Genomic DNA, 18,528 nt, shown 5'->3' on the forward strand with positions numbered 1-18,528 from the left:
CGCGCGCCCGTGGGGTGCGCCATGGCTGACCAGTTGCGCCTGCGCGTGGTGCTGGACATGGCCGAGCGCGTGCTCGCGCCCATGAAGCGCATCAGCGGCGCCAGCGGGGAAACCGCCCGCGCCCTCAAGGCCGCCCGCGACAGACTCAAGGAGCTGAACGACCAGCAAGGGGCCGTGGGCAACGTGCAAAAGCACGCGGCCGAGCTGGCCCGGTTGAACAACGCCCTCAAGATGAAACAGGCCCTGCTCGATGGCATGCGGGCCAGCGGCACGGCCACGGCCGCGCAGATCAAGCGCGAGGAAGGCGGGGTGCGCAAACTGGCCGATGCACTGGAGGTGCAGAAGTCCGCAGCCGTCAAGGCCCGCGCTGCGCTCAATGTCATGGGCATTACCGGCAACTTGAACGCGGCCCAGGCACGCCTCAAGACCGACATTGACGGCGCCACGGCCGCCATGGGCAAGCAGCGCGTGGAGCTGCAGCGCCTGGCCGCCCAACAGCGGCACCTGCAAGAGCTGCGCGACAAGCACGCAAAGGCCATGCTGCACACCGGCATGGCGGCCGGTGCGGGCGTGGCCATGCAAGCAGCTGGACGCCGTGGCGTAGAGATTGGCATGGGGCCGGTGACCAACTACTCCAAGCACGAAGACGCCATGCTGGGCATTGCCCGCCAAGTGCCCGGCGCCCGCAACGAAATGGGGCAGCTGACCGAGGTGTACCGCCAGGCCGAGCGCGAGGTGCGTGAACTGAGCGGGCAGATTCCCATGCTCACCACCGAAATCACAAAGATGATGACGGCCGCCGCGCGCATGGAGGTGCCCACGGGCGAGTTGAAAGGGTTCACCCTGCTGGCCAGCGAGATGGCCACCGCCTTTGACGCCGTACCGGATCAGGTCACAGAGTCCATGGGCAAGGTGGCAAAGAACTTCAAGATTCCGCTGACCCAGATCCGTGGGCTGGCGGACTCCATCAACTACCTCGACGACAACGCCATCAGCAAGGGCGCGGACATCATCGACTTTCTGAACCGCACCAGCGGTGTGGTGTCCACGGTGGCCATGAGCGCCAAGGATGCTGCGGCGCTGGGCTCTACCCTGCTGACGCTGGGCGAGCACACCGAGACAGCGGGCACGGCAGCCAATGCCATCGTTCAGAAGTTTGCAGCCGCCACCAAGGGCACCAAGAAATTCCGCTCTGCACTCGATGAAATCGGCCTGTCGGCCGAGGCCGTACAGCTGGGCATGAGCAAAGATGCCACGGGCACGCTGGATGCAGTGATTGCGGCCATCGGCAAGCTGCCCGAACACAAGCGCATCGGCGTGATGGTGGAACTGGTGGGCCTGGAGCATTCCGACACCCTGGCCAAGCTGGTGGACAAGCCCGAAGAATTGGCCCGCCAGCGCGCACTGGCCAACGGTATGCAGGCCCAGGGCTCCATGGCCCGTGAGGCCGCCGCGCGCAACGCCGCGCTGTCGGCACAGTGGCAGATGGCGAAGAACCGCGCGTTCAACCTGAGCGCGACGGTGGGCGAAGCCCTGACCCCCGCACTGCTCAAGCTGCTCAAGGTCGTCAATCCGCTGATCGAGCGCTTCATGCGCTTTGTGCAAAACCACTCCACCCTGGTGGGCTGGGTGCTGGGCGCAGTCGTGGCTTTCTCTGCACTCACTGCCGGGCTGGGGTTCCTGCTGGTGCCCCTGGCCCTGATCGCGGGCAAGGTGATGCTGTTGCGCTTTGTCTTTGCGCGCCTCGGGCTGGTGACCGCTGGGCCGCTGGCAAGCGGGCTGCGGGTTGCAGGCCAGGCCGCCTTGGTGTTCTTGCGCGGCGGCCTGCTGGCCATGCTGGCAGCAGGTGGCCCGGTGATCGCTGTGGTGGCTGCAATCGCCGCTGCGGCTCTGCTGATCTACAAGTATTGGGGGCCTATCAAGGCCTTCTTGGGCGGGGTTTGGGACGGCCTGGCCATTGGGCTGGCACCAGTGCTTGCGCAGATGGCGCCGCTGCTGGAGTTCGGCAGCACGCTGGTGGGCTGGCTGGGCCAGGCATGGCGGTGGTTCACTGATCTGATCGCCCCCATTCAGTCCACCCAACAAGAGCTTGCCGGGTTTGCCAGTGCAGGCCAGCTGGTGGGCGAAGTGCTGGGCGGCATCGTGGCCAAGATCATCCAAGTGGCCCAGCATTTGCCCATGATTGGCTTGCTGGCGCGCATGTTCTCGGGGTCACAACAAGGCGCCCGGGGCGCCGCTGCAGGCTTGGGTTTGGCGGCCGGGCTACCCGCAATGCCAGCGGTTGCTGGACCGGGTGCACTGCGGTTCTTTGAAGAGCCTAAGCCCCTGAAATTCAATCCACGGGGCGAAGGTGGCGGCAACACCACCACCAACAACATCACGGTGAACGCTGCCCCCGGCATGGATGAAAAAGCGATGGCGCGCGCCATCACCTTTGAAATGGACCGCCGCGAGCGGGCCAAACGCTCGAACGTGCTGTCCACGTACGGCGACATCGACGGATAGGAGCACCCCACATGCTGTTTTCTTTGGGGCAGTTCGCGTTCGGACTGCGGACCCTGCCAATTGACCAGCTGCGCCGGCAAACGGCATGGCGGCATCCCAGTAACTCGCGGGTGGGCGCCAGGCCTGCGCGCCAGTTTGTGGGCCTGGGCGAAGACACCATCAACCTGTCGGGCGTGCTGGCGCCGGAGTTCGCGGGGTCCATGCGTTCGCTGGATGCACTGCGCAAGATGGCCGACAGTGGCAAGGCCTGGGCGCTGGTGTCCGGCGCCGGCGAGGTGTTCGGCGCCTGGAAGATCGAGAGCCTGAGCGAAACCCGATCTGTACTGATCGACAACGGCGCCGCGCGGCGCATCGAGTTCGACCTGCAGCTGGCGGCCGTGGATGACCAGCAGGCCGAGCCATCGGGCGGGGTAGACCCCTGGCCGGTGGATGACTATTGGGAGTGGTGGGAATGATGGCGCCCGACTACCTCAAGACCAGCCAGCTACACCGCGCCCCCACCTTCTCGCTGGTGGTGGACGGGCGGGACATTTCAAAGAAGGTGGAAGCGCGCCTGGTATCGCTCACCCTCACGGAAGCCCGAGGCGGCGAAGCCGACCAGCTGGACCTGGTGATTGACGACAGCGACGGCCACATGGGCATCCCTGCTAAAGGGGCCGAGCTGGCCCTGGCCCTGGGCTGGGAAGGCAGCGGCATGCAGGACAAAGGCACCTTCGACGTGGACGAGGTGGAGCACAGCGGCACGCCCGACACCATCAGCATTCGCGCCCGCTCTGCCGAAATGCGTCGCGAGCTGCGCACCCGCGCGGAGCGCAGCTACCACGGCAAGAAGCTGGGCGAAATCGTGGGCGACATTGCGCAGCGCAACGGCCTGCAGGTGCGCATTGACGACAGCCTGGCCAACACCCCGGTGGAACACATCGACCAGACGCGCGAGAGTGACCTGCACTTCCTCACCCGCCTGGCAACGAAGCACGACGCGGTGGCGACGGTGAAAAAAGGCCGCCTGGTGTTCAAGCCCATAGGCTCTACCCGCGCCGCCAACGGCGACGACTTGGAAACCATCACCATCACCCGCGCCGATGGCGACCAGCACCGCTACCACAGCGCCGACCGCAACGCCTACAGCGGGGTGCGCGCGTACTGGCACGACCCCAACGCGGCCGAGAAAAAGAGCGTGCTGGTGGGCGAGCAGGACAACGAAAAGCGCCTGAAAGACACCTATGGCAGCGAGGCCGACGCCATGGCCGCCGCGCGGTCCGAGCGCGGGCGCATCGAGCGGGGCAAAGCCACCATGGAACTGACCCTGGCCATAGGCCGCCCGGAGCTGATGCCGCAAACCCCGGTGGTGCTGCGTGGGTTCAAAGATGTGATCAATGCCACCGACTGGCTGGTGGTGAAGCTGACGCACACCCTGGGTGATAACGGCCTGACTACGCGCATAGAGCTGGAAACTCGCAAGACCGACCAGTCCCACTGAGAGCGGCAGGAGCGTTCAGCCGCCGCAGTCAGTGCCTCACTGCTCTGGACCGACGGATTCCAAACATGGCCATCAGGCTAGCCAGAAGCAACAGCGCCCAAGTCGACAATGTTGGAATTGATGAGATGGCGCTGCGCTGCACCGAGCCCGCGTCAAGACAAGCGCCCGATGTTCGAGGGCTACCGCGCTGGTCCGTCGTGACTCCACCAGGCAACAGCGCCGCCGAACCGGCGCAAATCGCGGCACCGCCAGCCACCGGGACCATCGTCTGCGTCAGTCCCCCGTTGTTTGCGATCGCCCCGAGGGGCTGAGTCACCGTCCACATGAAGTTCAGGGTTCCATAGCCGGTTTGGTCGTCCGCCATGCCTGCAGCGAGGTTGTTATAGAAAACGTTATTGCTTGACGTAGCAAAACCTCCGCTGGGCGAAAGTGCAGCAGGCGTCGTGCTGGCCACTTGGTCAGCAAAAACGTTGTTGTGCAAAGTCGCATTGCTGCCGCCCGTAGCTATCGCCGCGCCACCGCTGGCCTGATTCGCCGAGAACGTGTTGTTGATGGCAGTCGTGGTGCCAAGATTGGACATGGCACCGCCAAGGCCAGGTGTGCTGTTGGCACGGAAGGTATTGTTGACAATTGTCAGCGTCCCTCCGGGTTGGACATTGATCGCCCCACCGTTTGTCGCCGCTGTGTTGCCAATGAAGGTATTGCCAGTCACCGTCGTGTTGCCGAAAGTTATCAATGCGCCCCCTCCGACTGACGTTGCGCTATTGTTCGCAAAAGTCGAATCGATGACTGTCAACGTGCCACCGTTGGCTACAGATATGGCCCCCCCGTTTAGGGCTGAGTTGCCACTCAACACACTATTGCGAAGTGTCAGAGTAGAAGCAACGCTGAAAGCGCCACCAAGTCCACTAAAAAATCCGTTGGTTACTGTCACACCTGACACCGTCAGCGCGCCGGCAGTCACATCAAAAACACGGACTGCGCCCTGACCGCTGATCGTTAGGTTGCCTGCGCCGGGCCCTTGGATCGCAAGGTTCTGCGCAACCGTCAAAGTGGACGCCAACGGAATGGTTCCAGTAACGCCGGGACCGAAAACCACGGTATCGCCTGGCGCTGCGGCCAGTATTTGGCCGCGAAGCGATCCCGGGCCCGCATCGTTGAGGTTCAGCACCGTCAACGTGGCTGAATGGGCATTGCCAAAGAACAGTGCAAGCACAAACATGCCCACACCGATGAGTATTTTGTGATTTGGCACAGGCCTTCTCCCACTCTTTGAAAGCAGGCAGTGTAAGACTGAGTAACAAAGCGCGCACATCCTCCCGTGCCGACCGTGCGAATCTGCAACACGGCCGAGTGGCGGCCTATTGGCACCACCCCAACGCAGCCGAAAAGAAAAGCGTGCTGGTGGGCGAGCAGGACAACGAAAAACGCCTGAAAGACACCTATGGCAGCGAGGCCGACGCCATGGCCGCCGCACGATCCGAACACGGGCGCATCGAGCGGGGCAAAGCCACCATGGAGCTGACCCTGGCCATCGGCCGCCCCGAGCTGATGCCTCAAACCTCCGTGGTGTTCCGAGGGTTCAAGGATGTGATTGATGACACGCCTTGGCTGGTGGTGAAGCTCACGCACAACCTGGGAGATGGAGGGTTAAAGACGCGCATTGAACTCAAAACTCGCGCGCATTAAAAAATTGGCTCGTCCAGGGTGTCATGCTAGAAATCATGACGGAGGCGGACAAATGAGATTCGCAAGATCACGATTCCATCTGGACTGGAGTTCACGTCATGCTGCGGAAAGTCGCTACACCGAAGTCGTGGATGGCAGTCTCCGCCCTGCCGAAACGGTTTGCACTAGCTGGCCTAGGCGCATGGTGGCGAAGTCAGAATACTTCAATGGTCGGAGGAAACATGAGATTTTTTATCGCTGCAATTTTGTTTTTTCTCTTGTCTGGATGCGCAAACGTCACAAGAGTTGATTTGCAAATCGCAGAGGATGCCAACGAACGCTGCGTCAGAACTGAAGTCCTCAACATCTCAAAATTACACCCTCCGCCAAATTTTTTTGACATAGATGAAATTTCAAATATCTACCTCCCGTACGCAATTGCCTCACTAAACGCATATGAGTACAAATCAAAGGATGGAAAAATATATGAAGCGACAGGTGAATACAGCAACTTCACACTAGCGCAATTCGACAACACCTGGAAAAAGCAAGGGCGAATTGAAAGATCATCAGGTCTGGCGCTCGACTACTATTTCAATGATAGCCACCCTGAAAAATTTCAGATACTAATTGCGTTTAGGGGAACTGACTTCGACTCGCCATCTGATTGGTATTCCAATTTTTCCTGGCTCACACAATTTCTACCAATAAAGAATCAGTACGACCATGCACGAGAAGTAGTTCAAGAGATTCGCTCAAAGACACCCAAGACTGAGAAAAAACTAACATACCTCACGACCGGGCATTCTCTCGGCGGGGCACTTGCAGAGCACACCGCCAATGCCTTCCCATGCACATCGGCAATAGTATTCGACTCGTCTTTCATCGTGAACAAGCATCGCCTTGCCGAGCCGTACCCAGATGTGCAAGTCGCTCACATTTTTGACAAAGATGATGAAGCAACGTTTCTCCGCAGATTGTTGTTCTCTGACGAAGAAACACCAAATTACCGGAGGTTTCGGTTAAATGCAGTAGCCAAAGGCACCATGCAACACAGCTCGGAACGGCTTATTGTTGGCATGGCCCGCACGGTTGCGGAATGCCAGGCCACGCATGGATCCACCGGATGCCCACGGTCAGACCAACGGGCCAAAAGACTTTATTGCGGCTCACGATACGCCGCCCGAGAACAGAATGAAGCGCTCTGCCGCCAAGCACCATAAAACCCGCTTTCCTACTGCTTTAATCTACCCGCGCACCCAGGTGGGCACACCGTCAACGATGGTGCACACCTTCTCCAGCCTTCCCATGCGCAGTACGGCGCCCGCTGAGTAGGTGCCGCCCTGGTAGTGGCAGGCCGTGGGCGGATCGGGTGCGGCCGGGTTGCGCGGTGTGTCAGTATCCAGCACGGCAGCGATGCACGCTGACGCCAACGCTACGCTGACAGCGCCCAAAAAAAAGCCACGGCGGTGAGGCCATGGCTTGTTTTTGAAACGTATTTTTCGATGTGGGTCACTGCGTTGCCTGCGACCACCTGGCCAGCATCGCGGCCTATCACTACCTTCCCTTGTCCCTGCACGTTGTTCCTTGTTGTTGATCTGCAGGAACAAATTCTCACATGTACAGTGCGCGGTGCAGCGAGGGAATTTCGTTGTCTACGCTGCCTAAGCCCCCCCAGGTATCGGGGGTACTGCTAGTTAACAGCTGAGGCACGAAACGGCTGCCCGCGCAGGCATCCTGCTGTAACAATCGGGTACCGAATCAAATGCCTGCACGAGGTCATACAGTGGGCGTGCGGGCTCGCAGAAGTGCAAACAGCATTACAGGGGAGGCTTGATCTATGAAAGCGACAAATGCAGCAATACCGCTTCTGCACATTGGTCTCACTGAACTTCAGCTTCAAGATGTTGAGTTTGATTTTGGGAACGGCCTAATTCTCAGAAGCGCAACTTCAACTTTCAGTACACCTCTCATCTGGATCAACAAAGGCGAACGTTCCTACATAGGACCTGTAGAGCTGGGGCCGGATGGCTACCCTCCGCTTCCACCCCCCGCCATGGTGCGGGTGGCGGGACACAACATTGAGTTGACTGCGGAACTTGTAGTCCCTGGGGACGGTAGAACTACGTGGGCCGCCCAATTTACTCTAGCCCGCTTCATCGTTGCGCTAATTCGCCTATGGATTAACCCGGCAGTTGGTATGTTAGTCATGAGCAATACTTCGTTTACACAGCCCTTTTTGGAGCGCACAGAGAGTCAGACCGTTTTTCCGCTGGAAACCACACCACGTCATACAGCGCTGATCATTCCCAATGTGTTAGCGGGCATGGAGAATCTGGGGTGGATCAAAGATCGTTGGACCGCTGGTTTTCATCTGTATGCGCACAACGCCAAATTCCGATTGGCAGTCGACGCACTGGATAACTCGCAATTCGTCAACAATCAAGCGCTTGCCCTCGTGTCGATCTGGGGCGCGATGGAGCAACTGTTTCTGACAAGCAGGACGGAACTTAGCTACCGTCTGTCCTCGCTAGTAGCTTGTTATCTGGAGAAACCGGGGCAAGATCGCATAAACCTGCATAAGGCAGTGCAAAAACTCTATGGCAAGCGGTCAAGTGCAGCACACGGCACACCGAAACACGACACTGCCGACTTGGTCGATTCATTCCAGTTGCTTCGCCGGGTTCTGCTCAAGATGATCTACTTTGCGGCGGTCCCAGCTGCCGATGAATTGGAGGGACTTCTCTTTGAAGGCGCCGAGTATGCAGGGGCAAGCTCTGGCACATCTGAGAACAGAGATGGGTCTGTACCCTAGAAAAAATGCATGTGCAACTGACCAATGAAACCGGGCTGTTTGCAATGATCCTTATGACCCTCTGCAACTGCCTGCTCCCACTCGCATTTGGCTACCAACGTTTTTAGACTTGCTGGCTCACGCAAGCTGATCGTTGTGCGATTTTTCTCCCAGGCACACACGACAGCCTCGCTCAACTCAGGCACTGGCACACTGGCTATGTCGCCGACCATCTGGATTGCCAATTCAGCCAGCTCCTTGTGGCACTGCCGCTTGTCACCGTAACCAAACACCAGAGCTAGCACCCCAGTGAATGCGATAGCACCACCTACAGCGGGCAGGTAATCCGTCAATGTCTTGCCTGCCACCGCTACACCCCCGCCCACCGCGGCCACCTGAGTGAGCTTGTCCACTACATCGAAAAACCGCTGCCTTTTACGGTGGTATCGATAAGTGATGTATGCCCAGTTGAGGAGTTCGTGCCGACATTTCCAAATCTCATCAAACTTTTCATCAGAAAGAGTGGCGGCGGAAGATGCGGAGGTAGTCATGGTGTCCATTTTGGGCGAACACGCCAAGCGGGGCAACGTGTTCACGTCCTCTTCGGTGTCGGCGGTGCGGGAGGCGGGGCCGCGTTTCGCGTGATTACGAGACCCATAGAGCCGGAGTCCTCGACTCTCTTGCTTTTGTTCTGAGCAGAGGCAACCCGGTTGCGCGAACGCTTGATCTCGTCATCTGGCATGGTCCTACCGGCCGCCGGAGATCCCACCTTCTTTTTATCGTCGCTCATAGGGCTTCACCTGAATGACTACTTCCGCGAAGGCGCAGGAGGGGCCGGGGTGGGCAGAGTACTGCGCGTCACGTTGGAATAGTTTTGCGACTTGGGCGGTGGCGGTGGCGGTGGCGGTGGCGGTGGCGGTGGCGGTGGCGGTGGCGGTGGCGGCGTCTTGCTTGTCATGTCATTCCCTCATTGAAATTGTTGTGCCACACATCGGCCCTATTTGCGCTTTCCACCCACTTTGAAGGTCATCGGGCTGGTAATGGTCTGATCGCCATTCACCTGCTGGCCCACATCGCCGCCGATGGTGACTGTATTGCCGCCAGAACCGGGCGCCTGCCCAAACTCCTGAAGGTAGCCGCGCAAGGCTGGACTACCGCTGCGCCAACGCGCGAGGAGTAGAGATTCAGCCTCAGACAGCGTTTCTCCTAGCAAGGCAACGCGTCTGCCCAGCATTACGTAAACCACGTCAATGCCTGCTGCTGCAATGGCCTGAAGGTAATCAGAGTCTGGTTTTCGCGCTCCGCTCTCGTACAACGATTGGGCGTTCTTCTGAACGCCACCAATCACAGCAAGATCGGACTGCGTGAGCCCTGTTCGCTTTCGCTCTTCCCTAAGTCGATCGTGAAATTCACTCATATGAATACACCTGCTTGACAATTCCATCAAACGAGTGAAAAATGCGTTCTACGTTGTAACCAATTCACTCCAGATAGTACATGGACACGACCAATCCACCGCAAGGCAAATGCGCAGCAAAGCCGCGCACTGTGATGACAGCGAGCCCACGTGGCCAGTCCGACCTGGTTTGCTTCGCAATCAGACCGGGCGAGGCTGCCGCACCCGCTGACCTGCTTGCTTTTGCCGACCTGTGCGCAGCACTCTCCTATGGTGTGCTGGAGCTGGTGCACCAGCACCTACCTGGCGCAGAAGTTGGAATGGAAATCGGGAACGGAGCTACCTTGATTCGGGCATCAACCGAGGTGCTGCACCGCACAGAGGCAATCAGAAAAAACTCACAGAGGGCTTCTGACTGCTCGCAGCACGCGCCTCTTGTTTGTCCTCCAGCGCCTGCAGGTGAATGCGCTGGGCAGCCTGCAGAAGCGCGTGGTACGCATCCGGCAGGTCTTGCTCGATAGCCTCGTCGATGCGTTGGCTTTTGTTGGCCGCCAGCCTGCAGCCCACCAATGCGGCGGCGGCCTGAAACACCGGCCAGTTCACTTCTTCCATGGTTTCCTCCTTTGTGGTTTGACTATGTACACATCACTGAATACCGCACCTGCTGCCCGCCCGTCAGCCACTGGCTCAGCACTTGCGCCCGAGCGGCTGATTCATGACAAGCCCATTGCTCTGCGCATGACTCAGGCTGAACGCGACGAAGCCTTCCAGCTGGCTGGCGAGGAAAGCCGCAGTGCCAGTAGCTTTGCGCTGCATGCCTACCGCCTGGGCGTGGCAGAGCACAAGCGCCGCCGCGCTGCCCTTGCTGCCAACGCCTGAAAGCCGCCACGCTGTGCCACGCCACCTCGTCATCCTGAAAGCGCACCGACTGGGCCTGACCTTTGCCCGCAAGGGCGTCGCCCCAATGGCGAAGAACCTGCAGCAAAGCCAGCTGCCCGCCCAACGTGGCGCCGATCTCTTTGATGCCATTGTGCTGACCTTCGCGCAAGCGAGCGCAGAGCCAAAGGCCGTTTGTGCGCACTACGTCACGCCCACTGCAGCTATTGAGGACCGCAACCCATGCGAATGATGTGCCCGCACTGCAAACAGAACGCTTACACGCGGCACTCTGGCCAGCTGACCAACACCAGCCGCGAGACGATCTTCTACTGCCGCAACTACGAATGCGGCCACGTGTTCAGCGCTGTGACGGAAATCAACCGCACGATTTCACCCAGCGCGACGCCCGACCCCACGGTGGTGCTGCCCATGTCATCGCACATCAAGCGCGCCTTGCTGCAGCAGCAGCTGCAGTCGATGCCATCGGCTGACTATCAGCCGCGCCACGGCGGCTTTGTGACGGGCGACCTTTTCGCCGCGATGCCCGCCGCCGGGTAGCGCCCTCCCCCTCCCCTTTTCCACACGCCTGACGGTGCCCCTTTTTGGGGCCTCGCGGGGATTCGTTCGCCCTGTGTTTTTTGGAGTTGCCATGCGTTTGATTGCTTTTCGCGTAACCCTGCTGGCATGCGCCGTAGCCGTGCCGGGCGTGGCCATGGGTGCTGCCCCTTTGCTTTGGCTGGCCATTGCTTTGGTGGTGGTAGGCCTGGCGGCCATCGTGGCCGCGCTGGCGGGGGTTGCCCCATGAGCTGCTACCGCGTGACGCACATAGACGTGCACCACCGCCGCCGCCGCATGCGCGTGCAGGCGTTGAACCGCGCCAGGGCTGTGGCCTGGGTTGAGCGGCTGTACGGCGATGCCTGGTACATCGCGGCGGTGCGTGAGGTTGGGGGCCGCTGAGCATGTCTGAGGCTATGCGCCCCGAGCCGCTGCATTCACCCATTGCACAGGTGCACTACGCGCGCCTGTTCGGGGTGGGCAATGGCTCCCTACGTGATGAGTTCGTGAAAGTGGCCAGCCAGAAGCGGTGGTCGGACGCGGAGTCCCGCGAGTGGGCGCGCCTGGCTGAAACGCACCGCATGGCGTTGATGTTGCTGGCCGGTGTGGATGGCGACCTGGGTGCGCTGGCTCAACGCCACTGGCGCGAACTGCCCGAGCCCGAGCGCGTGGCCTTGAAGGCTGAGGCCCGGTTTGCGCGGCGCGAATTCAGCCGCCTGCATGCACTGACGGGGCGGTGGTGATGGCCAAGCGCAATCAGTACCAAGACTGGAGCACCGTGGAGCGGTGGCAGGCCAACACGCTGGCCGCCAAGCTCACGGCCACCCTGCCTACGCAATGGGCCGAGGGCGTGGCCGAGCTGCGCAGATCGCCACCGGATACCCCTGTATGGCAGCGCAACAGTGCCTGGCTGGAGCGCCTGCAGGCCTTCAAGGCCGAGCACGGCGATGCACTGCGCTTGAGCATGAGCGATTCGGACATTTGCGAATGGGCGGATGCAGTGGCCGGTGGGGTTGCGCGCCTGATGGACCTTTGGCCCGAGCCGCTGACCGAGGCCGAGCAGGTGGTGCTGGTGCGCACGTCTTGCAAGCTGATGGACGTGGACCCGCCAGAGGCTGACACCATCAAGGGCTTGATTGGCAAGGGGCAGGACGCGGCCTTCTGGCGCAAGCGCCTGCGCCAGCGGGTAGCGCGCGTGCGCGAGCTGGGCTCCATCAAGCTGGGTGTGGTGAACCACCAGAAGGGTGGCTACTGCAGCAACGCGGCGGTGGAGAACCGCCAGCAGCAGCTGGCCCGCGCTGCGGCCATGATGGAGCACACCCTGGTGCGCAATGAGGCTGGGCAGGTGTACCGCCTGGGCGAGCTGGCAAAGCTGGGCGTGTCTGACCGCGACGTGCGGCGGGGCGAGCTGATGGTGCGCATTCGCGGCTGCGAGGAATACGCCGATGCGGCGGGCCATGTGGGCCTGTTCTTTACGCAGACGTTGCCAAGCCGGTTCCACGCCATGCTGGCGCCCCCAAAGGGCACGCGCCTGGCGTCGCGCAAGAACCCCAAATATGACGGATCAAGCCCTCGTGAGGGGCAGGCCTGGTTGTGCAAGCGGTGGGCCGATGCCCGCGCAGCGCTGGACAAGGCGGGCGTTCGGTTCTACGGCTTTCGCGTGGCCGAGCCACACCACGATGGATGCCCACACTGGCATTCGCTTTTCTGGTTCCAGTCGCGTGAAGAGGCGCGGCTGGCGTCGGTCATCATCCGCCAGCACTGGCTCAAGCCCGAGGACGACGAGTTCCCCGAGGTGAAGTGCAAGAAGACCCGCGCGCACCTACAGACGCGCCAGCCAGGAGCCCGCAAGAACCGGGTGAACGTGAAGTGGCTGGACGCTGGCGGCGCTGCTGCCTACATCGCCAAATACGTGGCCAAGAACGTGGGCGGGTCGTACCAGATCAACCATCTGGACGGCCAGGGCGAGGGCCACGCGCAGGGCCAGCTGTTCGACGTGGATGCGGGCGATGTGCCCGGCTATGTGCGGGTGGATGCCTGGGCCGCGACCTGGGGTATCCGGCAGTTTCAGCCCATTGGCCAGCCCAGCGTGGTGGCCTGGCGCGAAATGCGCCGCGTAACGCACGATCAGGTGGAGCAGGCCCGCATCGAGGGCGACACCATCGCCTGGCAAATCTATGGGGCCGTTCACAAGGTGGGCACCATCAAGGCCGACTGGCGCCGGTTCATGGAGCTGATGGGCGGCCCATGCCGCAAACGCGGCGAGTGGGCCATGACAGTGGCGCACCGCGAAACCCAGACCACGAACCGCTACGGCGAGGACGTGGAAAAGAAGGTGGCCGTAGGCCTGGCGCTGCAGTCGGGCCGGTGGCTGATCTCGCGCCGCCAGTCGTGGAACCGGGTAGCCGATGGCCGCCAGGACCCCGAGGCCCGCGCCGCGAAGTCGGCGCCTTGGACTTGTTTCAATAACTGTAGAGCGCGCCTGACCGGCGAACTACGCAGAGCGTTTTTGGGCCGGGGCCGTCACGAAAAAGAGGACTGGACCCCAGAACCCGACCCGCAGCAGCCACCCCAGCGGCCCGCTGCCCACCCTTCCCCCGAGTTTTTTCAACCCTGAACGACTGCAGGAGGTATGACCGTGCCCGCAAAACTGACCATGCCCACGCTGGGCCTCACCAATCCGCGCTTCCGGTATCGCAACGCCAGCAGCACGGACATTTCGGAAACCTTCAAGCGTGCCCGCCGTGCCATGGCCAAGGCGAAGCGCGACGCGGAAACCGCCCAGCAGGCGCTGGAGCTGGAGCCCGAGGCGGACACGGCGGCGGCCGTGGTGGTGGCCATGCCCAGGCGGGTGCGGGGTGCCGCGTGAACGTACAGGCCCTGGCACAGCTGGTGCCCCCGTTGCGCGGCTGCGCGCTGTGCGTGCACGGCATCGAGCGCGACGGCGTGCGCCACTGCCACGCCCCGGCCGTGCGCCAGGTATTCGGCGTGCAGCCGGTGGCCACTGCCCGCAGCTGCGTGGAAGCCTGCGGCCCTGGCGCTGCCCACATGCACATGGACGCATGGAGCGCCACGGCATGACAGCGCCTACCGCCGACGCCTTGCGCGCCGCACTGCAGTCCATGGTCCGTCTGCCCGCCTGCCGCGAATGGCCCTCCGACTTCGAAGCCGTGATGGTTGACCCGGTGCGCATGCGCCTGGTTCGCCTGCAGGCCACGTTTCTGACGCGCGTTGCCGCCGAGAAGGCTGCGGCCCGCTCGCCGCCCCCTGTCCCACCGATGGCCATGCGCCCGCCTCGCTTTGACCACAAGCGGGCTGCAGCTGGCGACCTCGACGACTGATTCACATGCACAGAGAGAAACCTATGAAACAACCCCTGATAGTTGCCCTCACCGGCAAGCCTGCCGCCGGCAAAAAGACCATTGCCTCGATGCTGGCCCCTGGCCAGGGCTTCGCGGTGGTGTCGTTCACCGAGGCCGTGCGGCGCGACGTTGCACAAGCCTGGCGCCTTGACGTGCGCTTGCTGTCTGAACCCCACTTGCACAACACCCCTTTGAACGCCCTGGCTGCGGGAGTCTGCAGCGACCCTGCTTTCATGCTGTGGCTCACGGATGGTGGCGAGATCCTGCCGCCGCCGCGCACCCCGGCATGGGCCATGCAGCGTTGGTCGGAGTTCCGTTGCCGGTTCATCCCCGATTACTACTGCCGCCAGGTTGAGCGCCACATCGGGCGGCTGCTGAGCTGTGGTTGGTCGCGCATCGTCGTGCCCGACCTAGCCAGCACGACGCAAGAAACCATGCTGCGCCGGCTGGGGGCCAAGGTGGTGCGAGTGCACCGCATTGACTTGGCCGCCGCGACAGGGCAGCCCACCGACAGCGCGCCAGTGCTCACCATCAAGTCGCACGCGGACATCGAGAACTCTGGCTCGCTGGAAGGCTTGGCGACTGCAGTGATGGAGTGCATCGACTTTCTGGAAGTGCTGGTGCTTGCACCCTGCGACCGATCAATGGCAGAGGTCGCTTAATGAAGGCCGCGACAACGGTTGCAGTGAAGCCCGCCTACTACAACGAATTTGACAAATATGCAGCTCAATGGCTGCGCAACCTTATCGCTGCGGGGCACATCGCGCCGGGCGATGTTGACGATAGGAGTATTGAAGATGTTCGACCGAGCGACCTTGACGGATACGCGCAGTGCCACTTCTTCGCCGGAGTGGGAGTGTGGTCCTATGCCCTCCGGCTCGCAGGCTGGCCCGATGACAGACCTGTTTGGACTGGTTCCTGTCCGTGCCAACCTTTCAGCGCGGCAGGCGAAGGCGCTGGGTTTGCTGACGAGCGGCATCTCTGGCCCGCCTTCCACCACCTCATCGGCGAGCGAAGTCCTCCAACGGTCCTTGGAGAGCAGGTTGCAAGTAAAGATGCAAACCCTTGGATCGACCTTGTATGCACTGACATGGAAGCCTTGGGTTACAGCTTCGGGGCGGTCCCGTTCCCGTCTGCGGGCGTCGGTGCGCCGCACATCAGAGACAGGGCGTACTGGGTGGCCCACGCCAACAACGCGAGATTGGAAGGATGGTGGCTTTCAGGCAAATGTGCCGCTGAACTCGTTGCTGGGTCGGGTCGTGTGGCTGGTCAAACAAACGGATTTTGGGAAAACGCCGAATGGGTCAAATGCGACGATGGTGAGAGGCCAGTTGAACCCTTCACATTCCCGCTGGCTCATGGGGCTCCCTCCCGCGTGGGACGTCTGCGCGCCTACGGCAACGCCATCAACGCAGAAGCGGCGCGCGTCTTCATCGCGGCAGTAATGGAATGCGCACCATGAAGGGACAACGACATGCAAACCGTTGAAAAAGTCGTGCCTCTGCTGCGCCTGCCGAGCGTGCTGCAAGCCACTGGGGTGGGCCGCACTACCCTCTATGAGCGCATCAAGGATGGGCTGTTCACTCCGCCCATCAAGCTGGGTGCCCGCGCATCCGCCTGGCCGGCTAACGAGGTACAAGCCTTTAACGATGCAGCCATTCGGGGATTCAGACAAGAAGAGGTGAAGTCGCTGGTATCAGCGCTCATGCAAAGCCGTAGACCCATTTCCTAGAAATTGCCCACTATGAATTCATCGACAAGGCTTTAGTCACCAGCGATGATGGACTGTAAATGGAACACCAACGGAGGGACGCGAATGTCAATCAATGCAGGCGATTTGTTCAGACATCTTGAAAAAAAACTCCAAAGTCAGACTGACGTCGAGTTGGCCCAAGCGCTCGGTATGAGAAAAATACAGATGCAGGCTTGGCGCAGCGAAGGCAAGGAGCTGAGCGCACTTCAAGTCGCAAACATCGTTTCGAAGGCCACGGAGCACACGAAGCAGCACATTCACCGGACCGCAATTCGAGCAATTGTTGAGTTCTTCCCAATCACGCCCACCCCCACCAAGACGGGAGGAAATCAACTGCGAGTATTTGATGCGGCTGCAGACAAAGGGCGATATAGCACTGAGTTACAAAAGGTGCTCAATGCAACCAAGGCGGGTATCTATATTTTCTATGACACCCGGGGAAGAGCGCTCTACGCGGGGCAGACGAAGAAGCAAAACATCTGGAAAGAGATGAATCTCGCGTTCAACCGGGATCGCAGCACTCAAGTGATGACTCTGGTTAAACACCCAATCAACAACGTGGAGTTCAAACCAGCGCATCAGTATGTACGACAGCCGCACGACCGGATGCTGCGCTTACATGATTTGGCGGCATATTTCAGTGCCTACGAAATCATTCCCGAAATGGTCGACGACATAGAAGCGCTGCTTGTTAGAGCCTTCCCCAACGATCTTTTGAACTTCAAGATGGAACGGTTTGGCAAAGGTATCAGCAAGGATGAAAAGGCTAAGGCCCTTCCCAAAGCGAAAGCAATAGGGAAGGTGTAACTATTGCGGGTGGCGCACTACTACTCAAACTGACGCTGCACGAATAGGTAGTGTGATGGGCCGGCCGCGCATCCCGTCAAGATGATCCGCCCACAGCTGCATCAATGCGGTGCGCTGGGGCAGATACTGTGCGTGGTTGTATGCGGCGCTCACGCGGTCTCGCTCTTGGTGCGCTAGCTGTAGTTCAATTACGGCATGTTCCTGGCCAAGCTCATGCAAAACCGTCGAAGCAATGCCGCGGAACCCGTGGCCGGTCATTTCCCCTTTGTAGCCCATGCGGTATAGCGCAAACAAGATTGCGTTGTTGCTCATGGGCTTTTCGTGATCATGGCCACCGGGGAATAGCAGGGCATTGCCAGTGCCAACCAGCTGCAGCGCCTGCAGCACTTCAACAGCCTGGCGCGACAGGGGCACGATGTGCTCCGTTTTCATCTTCATTCGTGGGGCAGGTATCCGCCACTGTGATGCCGCCAGATTGAATTCCACCCATTCCGCTTTGATCAGCTCGCTGGTGCGCACGAACGTGAGGGCCATCAGATGGATGGCCAAGCGAGTGCGAACGTGGCCCCGATAGTCGTCCACGTCGCGTAGCAGCTGTGGCAACTTCGCCACATCCACCCGCGCATAGTTCTGCTCGCGCACCGGCGCAAGCACGTCGCCAGGCTGTATGTCGCCCGATGGGTTGTGTTCGGCCAGGCCGTGGCCGAGGGCATAGCGGAACACCTGGCCCGAAATTTGGATTGCGCGCCGCGCTAGGTCGTGCGCGCCGCGCTGTTCAACCTTCTTGGCTAGGGCCACGATCTGCGGCGCCTTGATCGAGGCAATGGGCAGCGCGCCAATCTGCGGGAAAACATCCAACTCCATCCGGCGCAGCACCTGGTCCGCGTGTTTTTTGGTGCGCGTGCGCGCCCAGCTCGCATGCCAGGCGCGGGCCACCGTTTCAAAGGAGTTATCGGCCGCCACCGCGCTTGCCCGTTTCTGCGCCTGGCGGTTTGCCGAGGGGTCGATGCCGTCCACCACCTGGCGGCGCGCATCGTCGCGGGCCTTGCGCGCCTGCAGCAGTGACACCTCGGGATACACCCCAAGGCTCAGGCGCTTTTCTTTGCCGTCGATGCGGTACTTGAAACGCCACCATTTGCCGCCCGATGGGGCGACCTCAAGGTATAGGCCATCAGCGTCGTACAGCTTGCGAGCTTTTTCCGAGGGCTTGGCCGCCTTGATTGCGGCGTCTGTGAGGGGCATGTGGGGCAACTCCGAGGCATGGGGCAATTGCTGCCCCAATAGTTGCCCCAAAGTATAGGCGGCTGCCTGCGGACGCTGGCGGACGAT

At 61.0% G+C, this 18,528-nt stretch carries 26 protein-coding genes; 20 read left to right on the forward strand and 6 right to left on the reverse strand.

From position 1 onward, the window contains the following. The first annotated feature begins 21 nt into the window (after positions 1-21). Genes KW832_RS12175 through KW832_RS12185 form a run of 3 tightly spaced genes read left to right on the forward strand, consistent with a single transcriptional unit; the run spans position 22 to position 3,985 of the window. Positions 22-2,505, forward strand: a complete 2,484-nt coding sequence (locus KW832_RS12175; protein WP_218300075.1) for a phage tail tape measure protein — start codon at positions 22-24, stop codon at positions 2,503-2,505. 11 nt (positions 2,506-2,516) lie between these two features. Further along, the gene (locus KW832_RS12180; protein ID WP_218300076.1) at positions 2,517-2,960 is read left to right on the forward strand and encodes a phage tail protein; all 444 of its coding nucleotides are present in this window, start codon (positions 2,517-2,519) and stop codon (positions 2,958-2,960) included. Beyond that, positions 2,957-3,985: a phage late control D family protein gene (locus tag KW832_RS12185; protein WP_218300077.1), complete on the forward strand. Its 1,029-nt coding sequence runs from the start codon at positions 2,957-2,959 to the stop codon at positions 3,983-3,985. Before KW832_RS12180 ends, KW832_RS12185 begins: the two co-directional genes overlap by 4 nt. 28 nt (positions 3,986-4,013) lie before the next feature. Here the strand turns inward: KW832_RS12185 and KW832_RS12190 are convergent, their stop codons facing one another. Beyond that, complete coding sequence (locus tag KW832_RS12190; RefSeq protein ID WP_218300078.1) at positions 4,014-5,207, reverse strand: right-handed parallel beta-helix repeat-containing protein; 1,194 nt, start codon at positions 5,205-5,207, stop codon at positions 4,014-4,016. 131 nt (positions 5,208-5,338) lie between these two features. Between KW832_RS12190 and KW832_RS12195 the strand changes: the two genes are divergently transcribed. Both KW832_RS12195 and KW832_RS12200 read left to right on the forward strand, forming a co-directional pair. Then, positions 5,339-5,674: a hypothetical protein gene (locus KW832_RS12195; RefSeq protein WP_255577703.1), complete on the forward strand. Its 336-nt coding sequence runs from the start codon at positions 5,339-5,341 to the stop codon at positions 5,672-5,674. A gap of 98 nt (positions 5,675-5,772) precedes the next feature. Next, entirely contained in the window at positions 5,773-6,876 is a 1,104-nt protein-coding gene (locus KW832_RS12200) for an Mbeg1-like protein (protein ID WP_218300079.1), read from the forward strand. A gap of 24 nt (positions 6,877-6,900) precedes the next feature. Here KW832_RS12200 and KW832_RS12205 read toward each other — a convergent pair whose 3' ends face one another. Then, the gene (locus KW832_RS12205) at positions 6,901-7,062 is read right to left on the reverse strand and encodes a hypothetical protein (RefSeq protein ID WP_218300080.1); all 162 of its coding nucleotides are present in this window, start codon (positions 7,060-7,062) and stop codon (positions 6,901-6,903) included. Positions 7,063-7,493: 431 nt separating this feature from the next. On the opposite strand from KW832_RS12205, the gene KW832_RS12210 reads away from it, so the two are divergent. Then, entirely contained in the window at positions 7,494-8,468 is a 975-nt protein-coding gene (locus KW832_RS12210) for a HEPN domain-containing protein (protein WP_218300081.1), read from the forward strand. Here the strand turns inward: KW832_RS12210 and KW832_RS12215 are convergent. The 3 genes from KW832_RS12215 to KW832_RS12225 all read right to left on the reverse strand — a co-directional run bounded on the left by KW832_RS12215 (position 8,465) and on the right by KW832_RS12225 (position 10,455). After that, complete coding sequence (locus KW832_RS12215) at positions 8,465-8,998, reverse strand: hypothetical protein (protein ID WP_218300082.1); 534 nt, start codon at positions 8,996-8,998, stop codon at positions 8,465-8,467. The genes KW832_RS12210 and KW832_RS12215 overlap by 4 nt on opposite strands. A gap of 446 nt (positions 8,999-9,444) precedes the next feature. Continuing rightward, positions 9,445-9,864 (reverse strand): helix-turn-helix domain-containing protein, encoded by a 420-nt coding sequence (locus tag KW832_RS12220; RefSeq protein WP_218300083.1) that lies wholly within the window; start codon positions 9,862-9,864, stop codon positions 9,445-9,447. A 366-nt stretch (positions 9,865-10,230) separates the two neighbouring features. Further along, positions 10,231-10,455, reverse strand: coding sequence for a hypothetical protein (locus KW832_RS12225; RefSeq protein WP_218300084.1), 225 nt, complete (start codon positions 10,453-10,455; stop codon positions 10,231-10,233). A gap of 24 nt (positions 10,456-10,479) precedes the next feature. Between KW832_RS12225 and KW832_RS12230 the strand changes: the two genes are divergently transcribed. The 14 genes from KW832_RS12230 (at position 10,480) to KW832_RS12295 (ending at position 17,199) form a co-directional block, all read left to right on the forward strand. Then, complete coding sequence (locus KW832_RS12230; protein ID WP_218338453.1) at positions 10,480-10,722, forward strand: hypothetical protein; 243 nt, start codon at positions 10,480-10,482, stop codon at positions 10,720-10,722. 13 nt (positions 10,723-10,735) lie between these two features. Then, positions 10,736-10,972 (forward strand): hypothetical protein, encoded by a 237-nt coding sequence (locus KW832_RS12235; protein WP_218300086.1) that lies wholly within the window; start codon positions 10,736-10,738, stop codon positions 10,970-10,972. Further along, positions 10,963-11,280 carry an ogr/Delta-like zinc finger family protein gene (locus KW832_RS12240; protein ID WP_050812561.1) on the forward strand — a complete coding sequence of 106 codons (318 nt, stop codon included), beginning with the start codon at positions 10,963-10,965 and terminating at the stop codon, positions 11,278-11,280. Before KW832_RS12235 ends, KW832_RS12240 begins: the two co-directional genes overlap by 10 nt. 91 nt (positions 11,281-11,371) lie before the next feature. Continuing rightward, the gene (locus KW832_RS12245) at positions 11,372-11,527 is read left to right on the forward strand and encodes a hypothetical protein (RefSeq protein ID WP_010465931.1); all 156 of its coding nucleotides are present in this window, start codon (positions 11,372-11,374) and stop codon (positions 11,525-11,527) included. 11 nt (positions 11,528-11,538) lie between these two features. After that, the gene (locus tag KW832_RS12250) at positions 11,539-11,679 is read left to right on the forward strand and encodes a hypothetical protein (RefSeq protein ID WP_218300401.1); all 141 of its coding nucleotides are present in this window, start codon (positions 11,539-11,541) and stop codon (positions 11,677-11,679) included. A gap of 2 nt (positions 11,680-11,681) precedes the next feature. Further along, positions 11,682-12,020: a hypothetical protein gene (locus KW832_RS12255; RefSeq protein WP_140426694.1), complete on the forward strand. Its 339-nt coding sequence runs from the start codon at positions 11,682-11,684 to the stop codon at positions 12,018-12,020. Next, positions 12,020-13,894, forward strand: a complete 1,875-nt coding sequence (locus KW832_RS12260; RefSeq protein WP_218300087.1) for a replication endonuclease — start codon at positions 12,020-12,022, stop codon at positions 13,892-13,894. The genes KW832_RS12255 and KW832_RS12260 overlap by 1 nt, the downstream gene beginning before the upstream one ends. A gap of 21 nt (positions 13,895-13,915) precedes the next feature. After that, positions 13,916-14,146: a hypothetical protein gene (locus KW832_RS12265; protein WP_218300088.1), complete on the forward strand. Its 231-nt coding sequence runs from the start codon at positions 13,916-13,918 to the stop codon at positions 14,144-14,146. Further along, complete coding sequence (locus KW832_RS12270; protein ID WP_218300089.1) at positions 14,143-14,358, forward strand: hypothetical protein; 216 nt, start codon at positions 14,143-14,145, stop codon at positions 14,356-14,358. Before KW832_RS12265 ends, KW832_RS12270 begins: the two co-directional genes overlap by 4 nt. Further along, a complete protein-coding gene (locus KW832_RS12275; RefSeq protein ID WP_218300090.1) occupies positions 14,355-14,618 on the forward strand; it encodes a hypothetical protein in 264 nt (87 codons plus the stop codon). Before KW832_RS12270 ends, KW832_RS12275 begins: the two co-directional genes overlap by 4 nt. A gap of 23 nt (positions 14,619-14,641) precedes the next feature. Further along, positions 14,642-15,301: a hypothetical protein gene (locus KW832_RS12280; protein ID WP_218300091.1), complete on the forward strand. Its 660-nt coding sequence runs from the start codon at positions 14,642-14,644 to the stop codon at positions 15,299-15,301. Continuing rightward, positions 15,301-16,101 carry a DNA cytosine methyltransferase gene (locus KW832_RS12285; RefSeq protein ID WP_218300092.1) on the forward strand — a complete coding sequence of 267 codons (801 nt, stop codon included), beginning with the start codon at positions 15,301-15,303 and terminating at the stop codon, positions 16,099-16,101. Before KW832_RS12280 ends, KW832_RS12285 begins: the two co-directional genes overlap by 1 nt. A gap of 12 nt (positions 16,102-16,113) precedes the next feature. Next, positions 16,114-16,371 (forward strand): AlpA family transcriptional regulator, encoded by a 258-nt coding sequence (locus tag KW832_RS12290; RefSeq protein WP_218300093.1) that lies wholly within the window; start codon positions 16,114-16,116, stop codon positions 16,369-16,371. Between the two features lie 84 nt (positions 16,372-16,455). Continuing rightward, entirely contained in the window at positions 16,456-17,199 is a 744-nt protein-coding gene (locus KW832_RS12295; RefSeq protein WP_218300094.1) for a hypothetical protein, read from the forward strand. Between the two features lie 24 nt (positions 17,200-17,223). Here KW832_RS12295 and KW832_RS12300 read toward each other — a convergent pair whose 3' ends face one another. After that, positions 17,224-18,441, reverse strand: coding sequence for an integrase arm-type DNA-binding domain-containing protein (locus KW832_RS12300; protein ID WP_218300095.1), 1,218 nt, complete (start codon positions 18,439-18,441; stop codon positions 17,224-17,226). Positions 18,442-18,528: the final 87 nt, after the last annotated feature.

This window comes from Acidovorax sp. sif0632 (genome assembly GCF_019218805.1).
Taxonomy (GTDB): domain Bacteria; phylum Pseudomonadota; class Gammaproteobacteria; order Burkholderiales; family Burkholderiaceae_C; genus Acidovorax; species Acidovorax facilis.